This window comes from Stenotrophomonas sp. 2YAF22, from assembly GCF_052114665.1.
Taxonomy (GTDB): domain Bacteria; phylum Pseudomonadota; class Gammaproteobacteria; order Xanthomonadales; family Xanthomonadaceae; genus Stenotrophomonas; species Stenotrophomonas indicatrix.
In genome coordinates this window covers 1-11228 of the sequence record NZ_JBFRFE010000061.1, presented here as the reverse complement: position 1 = coordinate 11228, position 11228 = coordinate 1, and the positions used below count along the sequence as shown (strand labels likewise).

9 protein-coding genes are annotated in these 11228 nt (G+C 65.6%); all 9 read right to left on the bottom strand.

What is annotated here, in order from left to right:
• Positions 1–312: 312 nt before the first annotated feature.
• The 9 genes from bamA to tsf all read right to left on the bottom strand — a co-directional run bounded on the left by bamA (position 313) and on the right by tsf (position 11150).
• Positions 313–2676 (bottom strand): outer membrane protein assembly factor BamA, encoded by a 2364-nt coding sequence (gene bamA / locus AB4Y84_RS04290; protein ID WP_165376689.1) that lies wholly within the window; start codon positions 2674–2676, stop codon positions 313–315.
• Positions 2677–2750: 74 nt separating this feature from the next.
• Entirely contained in the window at positions 2751–4109 is a 1359-nt protein-coding gene (gene rseP, locus AB4Y84_RS04285; protein WP_312107861.1) for an RIP metalloprotease RseP, read from the bottom strand.
• Positions 4110–4164: 55 nt separating this feature from the next.
• Positions 4165–5355, bottom strand: coding sequence for a 1-deoxy-D-xylulose-5-phosphate reductoisomerase (locus AB4Y84_RS04280; RefSeq protein ID WP_223494644.1), 1191 nt, complete (start codon positions 5353–5355; stop codon positions 4165–4167).
• Between the two features lie 2 nt (positions 5356–5357).
• On the bottom strand, positions 5358–6194 hold the full coding sequence (locus AB4Y84_RS04275) for a phosphatidate cytidylyltransferase (RefSeq protein WP_025877667.1): 837 nt from the start codon (positions 6192–6194) through the stop codon (positions 5358–5360).
• Positions 6191–6958 (bottom strand): polyprenyl diphosphate synthase, encoded by a 768-nt coding sequence (gene uppS / locus AB4Y84_RS04270; protein ID WP_442243755.1) that lies wholly within the window; start codon positions 6956–6958, stop codon positions 6191–6193. The genes AB4Y84_RS04275 and uppS overlap by 4 nt, the downstream gene beginning before the upstream one ends.
• A gap of 5 nt (positions 6959–6963) precedes the next feature.
• Positions 6964–7518 carry a ribosome recycling factor gene (frr, locus tag AB4Y84_RS04265; protein ID WP_099821430.1) on the bottom strand — a complete coding sequence of 185 codons (555 nt, stop codon included), beginning with the start codon at positions 7516–7518 and terminating at the stop codon, positions 6964–6966.
• Between the two features lie 97 nt (positions 7519–7615).
• Complete coding sequence (gene pyrH / locus AB4Y84_RS04260; protein WP_025877663.1) at positions 7616–8344, bottom strand: UMP kinase; 729 nt, start codon at positions 8342–8344, stop codon at positions 7616–7618.
• A gap of 119 nt (positions 8345–8463) precedes the next feature.
• A complete protein-coding gene (locus tag AB4Y84_RS04255) occupies positions 8464–10002 on the bottom strand; it encodes a sensor domain-containing diguanylate cyclase (RefSeq protein WP_312107859.1) in 1539 nt (512 codons plus the stop codon).
• 269 nt (positions 10003–10271) lie between these two features.
• Positions 10272–11150, bottom strand: a complete 879-nt coding sequence (tsf, locus tag AB4Y84_RS04250; RefSeq protein WP_032975792.1) for a translation elongation factor Ts — start codon at positions 11148–11150, stop codon at positions 10272–10274.
• Positions 11151–11228: the final 78 nt, after the last annotated feature.

Here is an 11228-nt window from a genome sequence, read left to right as displayed (position 1 = left end):
CATCCCTGGGGGCTCGATGGCGCCATCCATGGCGCCAACGGTCCTAGTCAGCCCCCTGCGCCATCGCCGGATAGTCTTCCGCGCGCGAGCGGATCCAACGTCCACAGTCGCCTGCAGCGCCGAGCCATACTCGGCTCACCGCGCGTCAGCGTGCGCTTCAATAACGAAAACGCCGGGCAATGCCCGGCGATTCGAGACCCGTCTGGTGGAAAGCCCCCCTTCTGTTAAGGGGGGCGCGCCAGCGGCGCGGGGGATAGGTGAAATGCGCGGGCAATTCACCGGAGGTGGATCAGTTCTGAGGAACGTCGTTCCTCAGAACTGGCCACCGAACGTGAATTGCAGACGTTCGATCTCGTCGCCGTCCTTCTTCTTCAGCGGGAACGCATAGCTGATCGAGATCGGGCCGACCGGGGCGCGCCACAGCAGGGCCACACCGGTGGACACGCGCAGTTCGTTGGCCTTGAAGTTGTCAGTGCCGTTGTAGACGTTGCCGAAGTCGACGAAGGCCGACACGCGGGCCGACGGGCTGTCGAACAGGCGCGGGAAATAGGCCTCGACCGAACCGACGGTCTTCAGCGAACCGCCCAGCGGCTGGCCGTTCGGGTAACCGCTGGTGACTTCACGCGGGCCGAGGGTGTTGTCCTCGAAACCACGCACCGAGTTGGTACCACCGGCGTAGAAGTTCTCGTAGAACGGCAGGCCCGACGCGGTGACGGTACGGGTGGTGCCATCGCCGTTGTCGATCACGCGGGTCTTGTCATTGCCGTAGGCATCGCCGTAGCCGATTTCGGCGCGGGTGTTGATCACCAGCGAGGGGATGATCGGCCAGTACTTGCTGATCTGGTAGTTCAGCTTGTAGTACTCGATGGTCGAACCCGGCAGGGTGGTTTCCAGGCCCACGCGCTGGTAGGTACCGCGGGTCGGCATGAAGTAGTCGTTGCGCGAGTCGCGCGCCCAGCCCAGTTCCGTGCGCCATGCATGGAAGGTGCGGCTGCCGACGGCATCGATGTAATCGATGATCGACTTCGGGGTCGAGCCCGCGTAGGTGGTGATCTGGTTGCTGTCGATGCCGAACATCAGCGAGACGGTGTCGGTCTCGGTGATCGGCACGCCGAATACCACCTGCGCCGAACCATTGGTGCTGTTGTACTGCGCGGTGTTGAAGTCGGAGTAGTCCAGTTCGCGCCAGGACAGGTTGTAACCCAGCGAGACGCCGTCATCGGTGAAGTACGGGTTGGTGTAGCTGAAGCCGTAGCGCTGCAGGTAGCTGCTGCGCGAGGCTTCGACCGACACGCGGTTGCCGCCGCCCAGGAAGTTGTTCTGCGACAGCTGCACCGAGGTGGTCATGCCGTAGGACTGCGAATAGCCCAGGCCGAACACGAAGCTGCCCGAGGTGGTTTCCTTGACGTTGTAGACGACGTCGACCTGGTCGTTGCTGCCGCTGACGGCCGGGGTTTCCACTTCGACGCCTTCGAAGTAGCCCAGGCGCTGCAGGCGGATCTTGGAGCGGTCGATGGCCGCCTGCGAGTACCAGCTGTTCTCGAACTGGCGCATTTCGCGACGCATCACTTCGTCGGAGGTGCGGGTGTTGCCCTTGAAGATGATGCGGCGGACGGTCACGCGCGGGCCGGGAACGACCTGCATGTTGACCGCCACGGTCTGCTCGGCGCGGTTGGTGGTCGGAATCGGGTTCACCTTGGCGAAGGCATAACCGATGTTGGACAGCGAGTTGGTGATCGAGTCGGAGCTGAATTCCAGCAGCGCACGCGAGAACGTGTCGCCGGATTTCTGCACGACCATGCGCTCGACGTCTTCCTGCGGCAGGATCGTATCGCCGCTGACCTTGATCTCCGAGATCTTGTACTGGTCACCTTCGGTCACGCCGGCGGTGATGAACATGTCGCGCTTGTCGGGGCTGATCGAGACCTGCGTCGAGTCGATGCTGAAGTCGACATAGCCGCGGTCCAGGTACCAGGAGTTGAGCTTCTCCAGGTCGCCGGACAGCTTTTCCTTGGAGTACTGGTCGTCACGGCGGTACCACGACGCCCAGTTGTGCTCCTTGGACTCCCAGTACTCCAGGATGTCCTTGCTGTCGTACTTCTCGGTGCCGACGATGTTGACGTGGCGGATCTTGGCCGCCTTGCCTTCCTTGATCGCGATGGCGATGTCGACACGGTTGCGGTCCAGCGGACTCACCGTCGGGGTGATGTCGACGGTGTATTTGCCACGGTCATTGTACTGGCGGCGAAGTTCCTGGGTTACGCGATCCAGGCTCAGGCGATCGAAGGTGCCGCCTTCGGTCAGGCCGATGTCGGACAGGCCCTTGAGCAGCTGGTCGGACTTGATGTCCTTGTTGCCGGTGACGGTCAGCTTGTTGATCGCCGGACGTTCCTTGACGGTCACCACCAGGATGCTGCCCTGGCGATCCAGCTGCACATCTTCGAAGAAGCCGGTCTTGTACAGGGCGCGGATGGTCTCGCCGACCTTGCTGTCTGTGACCGTCTCGCCACGCTCGACCGGCAGGTAGGTGAACACCGTACCGGAGCTGATGCGCTGCAGGCCGTCGACGCGGATGTCGCTGACAGTGAAGGGCTCGGCTGCCTGGGCCAGGGCGGGGGCGCCGGTGACGGCGGCGAGGGCGAGGGCCAGCAGGCGGCGATTGGGGAGTCGCGTCATGTCACGTCCGGTAGGAAGGTCGATTTCATTGGTAAGGGATGCCGACGCTGTAGACGGCAAAAACATGGAAAAGTTCATCGCGGGACCAGGCCGAGGATGTCGTTGTAGAACGCCAATCCCATCAGCCCGGCCAGCAACGCCAGGCCGATGTATTGGCCGGCGGCGACGGCACGCTCGCTCAGCGGGCTGCCCTTGACCAACTCGATAAGGTAATACAGCAGGTGGCCGCCGTCCAAGATGGGGATCGGCAGCAGGTTGATGATGCACAGGCTCAGCGACAGCAGGGCGAGGAACTGGATGAACCAATCCACGCCACGTTTGGCCGAAATATTGGCGACCCGGGCAATGGTGACCGGGCCGGAAACGTTCTGCAGCGAGGCTTTGCCGGTGACGATCCGGCCCATCATGGCCAGTGAGTCGGCGGCCATCCTGCCGGTTTCACGCACCGCCACCGTCACGGACTGCAGTGGGCCGAACTTGAGCAGGGTGTCGTAGGCGGGGCTGTAGCTCTCGGCAAACCCCGCGCCGATCTGCCAGGTGGGCTGGCCCTTGCCGTCCTTGCCCTGACGCGGGGTGATCTCCAGCGCCAGGCGCTCGCCACCACGCAGCACCTCGATCATCGCCGGGCCACCGCGGCGGCCCAGGCTGCCCACTTCGCTGATGGCCTGCTCGACGCTGTCGATGCGCTGCCCATCGATCGCCACGATCAGATCGCCAGTCTGCAGGTGACCCTCCGCAGCCGAACCCTTCACGATGTTGTCCACCAGCGGGGGCTGCAGCCACGCACGCCAATACACGCCGGCCAGGATCGGAACCCGGCGTTCATCGAAACCAGCCGGCAGCTGCGACAGCGGCAGGGTACGCGCGCGCAGCTGGTCTGCGGGGTCGAGGACCTGCAGGGTCACGTCGCGACGGTCCATCGCCGCCGCGGTAAGGGCCATGCTGGCCTCACCCAGGGTGATCACATCGCGGCCGTCCACGCTCAGCAGGCGATCGCCGCTGCCGAGCCCGGCCGTGGCGGCCATGCCGGTAGCGCGGCCGACGGTTGCGGAATAGTCCTGCTTGCCGATCACGAACATCGCCCACAGCAGCAGGATGCACAGCAGCAGGTTGGCGATCGGGCCGGCCGCGACGATGGCGATGCGCTGCCACACGGTCTTGTGGTTGAAGGCCTGGCCACGTTCGTGCGGATGGACCTCGACTTCGCGTTCGTCGAGGAATTTCACATAGCCGCCCAGCGGGATGGCGGCAATGGCGAACTCGGTGCCATGGCGGTCACGGCGCGACCACAGCGGACGGCCGAAGCCTACCGAGAAGCGCAGCACCTTGACCCCGCACAGGCGCCCGACCCAGTAATGCCCGAATTCGTGGAAGGTGACCAGCAGCCCAAGGCTCACGATCATCCACCAGACCGATCCGATGAAGTCAGTCATGCAGGTTCACATTGGCGGACACGGGCGGCGGCGTCATACGGGATGGGTGCGCTGTTCAGGTGGCGGCGATGGCGTTCAGGGTCAGCTGGCGGGCCCGCTGGTCGGCGGACAACAGAACCTCAAGTGTATCGGCTGGTTCGGTCGGCAGTGTTGAAAGAGCGTTAGCAACCAGCGTCGGAATGGTCAGGAAGCCTATGCGGCCCTGAAGAAACGCTGAAACAGCCTCTTCGTTGGCGGCGTTCAGCACGGCCGGGGCGGTACCACCGGCGCGCATCGCCTGCCACGCCAGGGCCAGGCAGGGGAAGGCGTCAGTGTCGGGAGCCTCGAAATCCAGCCGGCCCTGGGCGAGCAGGTCCAGCCCGGAGACGCCCGATTCGATCCGTTGCGGCCAGCCCAGGCCCACGGCCAGGGTGGTGCGCATGTCTGGCAAGCCCATCTGCGCCAGTGTGGAGCCGTCAACGAACTCAACCAGTGAATGCACCAGGCTCTGCGGGTGCACCAGTACCTCGATGCGCTCGCCGGGGATGCCGAACAGATGGTGGGCCTCGATCACTTCCAGGCCCTTGTTCATCAACGTCGCCGAATCGACCGAGATCTTCGGCCCCATCGACCACTTCGGGTGCGCCACGGCCTGGGCCGGGGTGACCTGCTCCAGTTCGGCGCGGCTGCGCCCGCGGAATGGTCCACCCGAGGCGGTCAGCAGGATGCGGCGCACGCCGGCACCGTCGAGGCTGGCATCACGTGAACGCAGGCACTGGAAGATCGCACTGTGCTCGCTGTCGATCGGGATGATCTCGGCGCCGGCACGTTCGGCGGTACGGGTCAGCAGTTCGCCGGCCAGCACCAGCGATTCCTTGTTGGCCAGGAGGATGCGCTTGCCGGCCGCAGCGGCGGCCAGGGTCGAGGACAGGCCGGCGGCGCCGACGATCGCGGCAACCACGGTGTCGCAGGCGTCACTGGCCGCCAGCTGGTCCAGAGCGGCATGGCCGGCGTGGGCCTGGGTGGCCAGGCCGGCATCGCGCAGGCCGTCACGCAGTTCCGCATACAGGGTTTCATCGGCGATCACCGCATGCGCGGGCCGGTGCTGCCGGCACAGGGCCAGCAGTGCCTGTACCTGGCGACCGGCGGCGAGCACGGTGGCCTGGTAACGCAGCGGATGGCGGGCGATCACGTCAAGCGTGGAGGCACCAATCGAGCCGGTGGCGCCGAACACGGCGACCCGGCGCAGGTCTGCAGCAGCATCCATGGTCAGAACCCGAAGATTTCCTTGCCCAGTGCGAACACCGGGATGGCCGCCAGCACGCCGTCGACGCGGTCGAGCACGCCGCCGTGGCCGGGGATCAGGTGGCCTGAATCCTTAGCGCCGGCATGGCGCTTGATCAGGCTTTCGAACAGGTCACCCAGTACCGAGGCGAATACTGCCACCACCGAGGTGACCAGCAGGCCCGGCAGGTGCGCGGCATCGATGCCGGCCAGCCAGCCCAGGCCGACGGCCACCGCAACACCGGCGATCAGCCCACCGACGAGGCCTTCCCAGGTCTTGTTCGGGCTGATCCGCGGTGCCAGCTTATGCTTTCCGAAGTGACGGCCAGCGAAGTAGGCGCCCGAATCGGCGGCCCATACCAGCGCCAGCGCGGCCAGCAGCCACAGGTGGCCCTGATGGCCCGGCGGGTCGCCGCCGGCATGGATCAGTACCAGCGCAGCCCACGCCGGCACGATGGCCAGGGTGCCGGCCAGCAGCTTGAGGATGCGCGCCGGACTGCCAGGCTGCGCGCCGAAGTTGAAGAAGCGCAGCCACACCAGCGCGCCCAGCCACCAGGCCACGCCCACCAGGGTCGCGATCTGGAACAGCACCAGCGTGCCGGCATCGGCCCACACCAGCAGCACCATCAGCACCAGGTTGAGGACCAGCAGCACGGTGCGGGCGAGGGTGTCTTCGACATCGGCCAGCTTCAGCCATTCCCACAGGCCGATCAGCAGCACGGCAGCGGCGGCGGCGGCCAGCCATTGCGTGGGCAGCAACAGGATCGCAGCAATGGCGACCGGCGCCATGATCAGCGCGGCGAGGACTCGGGTCTTGGTCATGGGCTGGACGTCTCGGTGGCCAGGGCGGCGATCTGGGCGCTGGTCAGGCCGAAGCGGCGCTCGCGGCTGGCGTAGGCATCCAGCGCCAGCTGCAGCTGCGTGGCGTCGAAATCCGGCCACAGCGCTTCGGTGAACCACAGCTCGGTATACGCCAGCTGCCACAGCAGGAAATTGCTGATGCGGGTATCGCCGCCAGTGCGGATGAACAGGTCCGGTGGCGGCAGGTCGGCCAGAGCCACCTGTCGCCCCAGCAGGGATTCGTCGATCTGCTCGGGGAGCAGGCGGCCGGCGGCCACTTCAGCGGCCAACGCGCGTGCGGCACGGGCGATGTCCTGACGGCCACCATAGCTCGCGGCGATCGACAGGGTCAGGGCGCGGTTGTCGGCGGTGCGCTGTTCGGCCAGCTGCATGCGACTGACCAGGGCGGCACCGAAGCGCTCGCGTTCGCCGATGAAGCGCACGCGCACGCCGCGCCGATGCAGCTCGTCCACTTCGCGGTCGAGCGCGCCGAGGAACAGCTTCATCAACGCGTCGACTTCGTCCTGCGGCCGGCCCCAGTTCTCGCTGGAGAACGCGAACAGGGTCAGCGCCGGAATGCCCAGTTCCAGGCAGCGCTCGATGGTACGGTTGACCGCGCGCGCACCGGCTCGATGGCCGATCACGCGGGGGCGACGGCGCTGCTGTGCCCAACGCCCGTTGCCATCCATGATGATGGCGACGTGGCGCGGGAGGGCGGCCGGCAGGGGAGGCGGGACTGAAGGCATCGACTTCAGACCGACATCAGTTCCTTTTCCTTGTCGGCGACGACCTTGTCGATATCCTTGATGTTGGCGTCGGTCAACTTCTGGATATCGTCTTCGCCGCGCTTCTTCTCGTCTTCGCTGATGACCTTGTCCTTCAGCAGCTTGGCGACTTCCTTGTTCGCATCCTGGCGGATGTTGCGCACGGCGATCTTGGCGCCTTCGCCTTCCTTCTGTACCTGCTTGGCCAGTTCCTTGCGGCGCTCTTCGGTCGGCGGCGGCAGGTTGACGCGGATCGAGGTGCCGATGGTGTTCGGGGTCAGCTCGATGTTGTACAGGCCCTTCTCGATCTCCTTGATCATGCTCTTGTCGAAGGGCGTGACCAGCAGGGAGTGGGCGTCGGGGTTGGAAATGGACGCTACCTGGTTCAGCGGCGTGCTGGCGTTGCCGTAAGCATTGACCGTGACGCGGTCCAGCAGGGCCGGCGTTGCGCGGCCGGTGCGGATCGAGGTGAGGGTGTGCTTAAGAGCGTCGATGCTCTTGGCCATGCGCGTCTGCGCGTTGTTCTTGATGTCGTTGAGCATCGCCAGGGTCCTGGATGTAACTGGAATCGGGCGATTATAGGCGAATACGGGACGCCGCCGGGCCTGAATCGGCCCGGAGGTCGCCTTGCGCTCAGCCTCAGGCCGGATCGCGGCCCTGGACGAGGGTGCCGATGTTCTCGCCGTGCAGGATCTTCAGCAGCTCGCCCGGCTGGCCCATGTCGAACACGCGCATCGGCAGGTCGCTGTCACGGGCCAGGGCGAAGGCGGCGGTATCCATCACTTCCAGGCCACGGCGGATCACTTCGTCGTAGCTCAGGCTGTCGAAGCGGACGGCGTCGCTGTACTTGTTCGGATCCTTGTCGTACACGCCATCGACCTTGGTTGCCTTCAGCAGCAGGTCGGCGCCGATCTCGATCGCGCGCAGGGCGGCGCCCGAGTCGGTGGTGAAGAACGGGCTGCCGACGCCAGCGGCGAAGATCACCAGGCGGCCCTTTTCCAGATGGCGGATGGCGCGGCGGCGGATGTAGTCCTCGCACACGTCGTTGATCTTGATCGCGCTCATCACGCGGGCCTTGGCGCCCACTTTTTCCAGCGCATCCTGCATGGCCAGCGCGTTGATGACCGTGGCCAGCATGCCCATCTGGTCRCCGGTGACCCGGTCCATGCCGCCAGCGGCCAGGCCTGCGCCGCGGAAGATGTTGCCGCCACCGATGACCAGTGCGACTTCGGCGCCAGCCTGCTGGGCCTCGACGACCTCACGGGCCAGGCGATTGATGATCTTGGGGTCGATGCCGTAGTCCTCATCTCCCATCAGCGCCTCCCCGGAAAGTTTCAACAGGATGCGGCGATAGGCGAGCTTGGACATAGGGACCTCGGGTGCGTGGAAATCGCGGGCGATTCTACGCGCAAGCGGCGCGCGGCCAAAGCGTTTTGTGCACTGCGGCGCAAAATGCCGGTGTGCCCCGTGCATCCGGGGCGCACCATTCAGCCAAGCTCGGCGCCCGCAGTGGCAGACAGTTCATCATGCCCCAGTTCGCCGGGAGAGCGCGCGATGACCCGGTTGCGGCCCAGGTTCTTGGAGCGGTAGAGCACGTCATCTGCGGCGCGCAGGAGGTCCTGCACACCGGCAAAACGCTCGTAACCACCTTGGGTGGCCACGCCGGCCGAGAAGGTGATGAACAGCGGGCCGCCTTCCAGTTCCGCCATCGGGGTGGCGACGATATTGGCCAGCACGCGGCGGATCACGTCAAGGGCGACCGATTCGCTGGTATTGGGCAGCAGCGCGACGAACTCCTCGCCGCCGAAACGGGCCACGGTGTCGCTGTTGCGCAGTTGCCCCTGCAGTTTGCCGGCGAAGGCGCGCAGCACCTCATCGCCGGTCAGGTGGCCGTGCGCGTCGTTGATCTTCTTGAAATCGTCCAGGTCGATGAACGCTACCGACAATGGCCAGCCATGGCGGCCGGCGCGCAGGAACTCCTGCTCAAGCACGGCTTCGAGCTGGCGGCGATTGAGGACGCCGGTCAGGGCGTCGCGATGGGCCTGGTCGGCCAGGCGCTTGGCGCGGGCCTCGAATTCATCGGCGCGACGGCGGGCCTGGTCGGCATCCTGCAGTTCGCGCAGGTTGCGCAGGGTGGCCAGCTCCTGGGCGTGGTCGATCAGCTCGCGCACGCGTGCCGGTGAATTCAGGCCGTTCTCGAACAGGCTGGCGATGTCCGGCAGCGCTTCGCTGATCCGGGCCAGGACCTGGTCGAAGCGGGCGCTGTCCATCTGCAGTCGGTCGTGGACCTGCTGCAGGGCGCTTTCGCGGGCGGTATCGGCGTCTTCATCCAGCCAGATGTCGGCAACGGCTCCAGACAGCTGTACGCAGGCCTGGAATGGATTCTCGGCGGTGCCTTCGTCTTCGCTGTGGCGGATGCTGTCGACCAGGTAGCGCGGCAGGCCCCACTCCTCGGCGACCCAGGCGCCGACGTCGGCGTGGCTGCAGCCGAGTTCCTGGCGCTCGCGCGCGATCAGATCAGGGTTGTCGCGCGCTTCGCGCAGCAGGGGCAGGTAGCGTTCGGATTCGGCCTGGGCCAGGCACAGCACGCCCATGTCCTGCAGCAGTCCGGCCAGCATCAGCTCCTCCAGTCGGCGCAGGCCGCGGGCCTGGCCGAGCTGGCTGGCCGCCAGCGCGCTGAGGATGCTGCGCTTCCAGGCGCGTTGGCGCAGGTCGTGGTCGGCGCCGCCTTTGCCGGTCAGGCCCTGGGTGACAGTGAAGCCCAGGGCGAGGCTGATCGTAGCGTTCAGCCCGAGCATGGTCAGCGCCTGGCCGAGGTTCTCGATCCGGCGCCGGCTGGCGTACAGCGGTGAATTGGCGATACGCAGCATGCGTGCACTCAACGCCATGTCGATGGCGATGATGTCCGCAGCGGTCGCGATGTCCGCTTCCGGGTCCTGGGCCAGTTCGATGATGCGCAAGGCAATACCGGGCGGCGAGGGGAGGTTGCGGCAAAGCGCCAGTGCAGCTGTCAGCTCGGGAGGCATGTCGGGTCGTTCAATTCCATTAGGACAAGAATACCTAGGAATGCATCACAGTCTGCGAATTTCGTTCCTGTTATGTGACTGCAGGTTCCCTGTGCCGAGTATCGGCTTGATTCGCTTGCAACGCAAAGGTGTCGGTGTGCGCACCAACGGTGCGCACCCACAGATTCGGCCACCCACAGGTGAGGGGCACCCACAGGCCCACCGGCATAAAAAAAGAGCCGCGGTTTCCCGCGGCTCCTTCTGGTTTCATTACAGCCGTGAGGCTGGAATCAGACCTGCATCGCCTTGGCMACTTCGGCGGCGTAGTCTTCCACCACCTTCTCGATGCCTTCGCCAACGACCAGCAGCTGGAAGCCAGCCACGTCGGCGCCGGCGGCCTTGACCACCTGCTCGACGGTCTTGTCGCCGTCCAGCACGTAGCTCTGGCCGTACAGGGTCACTTCGCTGACGATCTTGTTGATCTTGCCGCTGATGATCTTTTCCAGGATGTCGGCCGGCTTGGACTTGTCCTTCTCGGACATCTTGGCCAGTTCGATTTCCTTTTCCTTTTCCACGAACTCGGCCGGCACATCGGCGGCCTTGTTGTGCGGCGGCTTCAGCGCAGCCACGTGCATGGCCAGGCCGCGAGCCAGTTCGGCGTCGCCACCGATCAGGTCGACCAGCACGCCGACCTTGCCGTTGGTGTGGACGTAGGAACCGACGTTGCCGGTGGTGTCCAGCTTGACCAGGCGACGGATCTGGATGTTCTCACCCAGGGTCTGCACGGCGGTCGCGCGGGTTTCTTCGACGGTCTGGCCGGTCGGCAGGGTGGCCGACTTCAGGGCTTCCACGTCGGCGGCGCCCGATGCCAGTGCAGCGGCAGCGACGGAATCGACGAAGTTCTTGAAGTTGATGTCGTTGGCGACGAAGTCGGTTTCCGAGTTGATCTCGACCAGCACGGCCTTGCCGCCGTCCTGGGCCAGGCCCAGACGACCTTCGGCGGCCACGCGGTCAGCCTTCTTGTCGGCCTTGGCAGCGCCGGACTTGCGCAGCGCTTCAGCAGCGGCGTCGATGTTGCCGCCGGCCTCGGTGAGCGCCTTCTTGCATTCCATCATGCCGGCGCCAGTGCGCTCGCGCAGTTCCTTGACCAGGGAAGCAGTGATTTCCACGGGATTACCTCACGAAAGAAAGGGGTTGGGCCGGCATGGTGGCCGGCCCGTGTGACAGTGTCCTGTCGTCGCGCCATC

Bases quoted from the DNA above. Each gene is read 5' to 3' on its own strand.
- AB4Y84_RS04280 (WP_223494644.1), bottom strand. From the start codon at position 5,355: ATGGATGCTGCTGCAGACCTGCGCCGGGTCGCCGTGTTCGGCGCCACC.
- AB4Y84_RS04255 (WP_312107859.1), bottom strand. From the start codon at position 10,002: ATGCCTCCCGAGCTGACAGCTGCACTGGCGCTTTGCCGCAACCTCCCC.
- uppS (WP_442243755.1), bottom strand. From the start codon at position 6,958: ATGCCTTCAGTCCCGCCTCCCCTGCCGGCCGCCCTCCCGCGCCACGTC.
- rseP (WP_312107861.1), bottom strand. From the start codon at position 4,109: ATGACTGACTTCATCGGATCGGTCTGGTGGATGATCGTGAGCCTTGGG.
- AB4Y84_RS04275 (WP_025877667.1), bottom strand. From the start codon at position 6,194: ATGACCAAGACCCGAGTCCTCGCCGCGCTGATCATGGCGCCGGTCGCC.
- frr (WP_099821430.1), bottom strand. From the start codon at position 7,518: ATGCTCAACGACATCAAGAACAACGCGCAGACGCGCATGGCCAAGAGC.
- bamA (WP_165376689.1), bottom strand. From the start codon at position 2,676: ATGACGCGACTCCCCAATCGCCGCCTGCTGGCCCTCGCCCTCGCCGCC.